This is a genomic window from Achromobacter sp. GbtcB20 (genome assembly GCF_019091095.1).
Taxonomy (GTDB): Bacteria; Pseudomonadota; Gammaproteobacteria; order Burkholderiales; family Burkholderiaceae_B; genus Achromobacter; species Achromobacter mucicolens.
This window is the reverse complement of sequence record NZ_JAGXJZ010000089.1, coordinates 1-776: the sequence shown is the minus strand read 5'-3', so window position 1 is coordinate 776 and position 776 is coordinate 1. Positions and strand designations below refer to the sequence as shown.

The window sequence follows — 776 nt, the reverse complement described above, 5'->3', positions numbered from 1 at the left end:
CCAGCCGAACGATGCCGCGACGGGCGCCGCGCCCAACCGGACGCGCAAATTTTTCAATGCGCAGGAAGCCTTGACGAGGGACGCCATCGCCGCGCAGCAGAATCCGCACGGCTCGCCGTATGCGCCACGCCGGGCCAAGAAGAACCTGCGGGGCAAGGCTGGGGCCATTCGTCGCCGGATGTTCGCCCGACTACGGACCGCGCGCTATCTGCGCGTGCAAGCTACCGATTCCGAGGCCATCGTTGGCTACACCGGCGCCACTGCGCGCTTGGCCCTCGTCCACCAAGAGGGGCGCACAGACCGTCCCGCGCCAGGTCAAAAGCCTGTGCGCTATCCGCGCCGCAAGCTGCTGGGCTTCACGCAGCAGGAGCGCGACGCGGTTCTGGATACGCTCGCGCGGCACCTGGCAGGCCACGGCCTGTAGAACGGCGACACACAAGGCGCGCCCCGTGCGCGCGCGAGGTTGCACCGGCAACATGGCCGGCATGAACGAAGTCGCCGAACTCTTCCGCCTTATCTCCAATTTGATTCGCATCGGGACCGTCTTCGCCGTGGACCTGAAGTCCCGGCCGGCCAAAGTCCGCGTGGCGGCCGGAGACCTTGAAAGCAACTGGCTGCCGTGGTTAGACCTGCGCGCCGGCCGCACACGCACATGGAACCCGCTCACCGTGGGCGAGCAGGTGATTGTCCTGTGTCCTGACGGCGACCCCGCCGGCGGCGTGGTGCTTGCGGCCTTGAACTCGGGGGCCATTCCCGCGCCATCGGGCAGCGAGGCC

General features: G+C 68.2%; 2 protein-coding genes. Both read left to right on the top strand.

Translation table 11 applies throughout. From position 1 onward, the window contains the following. Positions 1–424, top strand: a 424-nt coding sequence (locus KVT32_RS27905; protein ID WP_217619176.1) for a phage virion morphogenesis protein, incomplete at its 5' end; no start/stop codon positions are given. 61 nt (positions 425–485) lie between these two features. After that, positions 486–776: phage baseplate assembly protein V (locus tag KVT32_RS27900; protein WP_217619175.1), on the top strand; the 291-nt coding region annotated here is incomplete at its 3' end.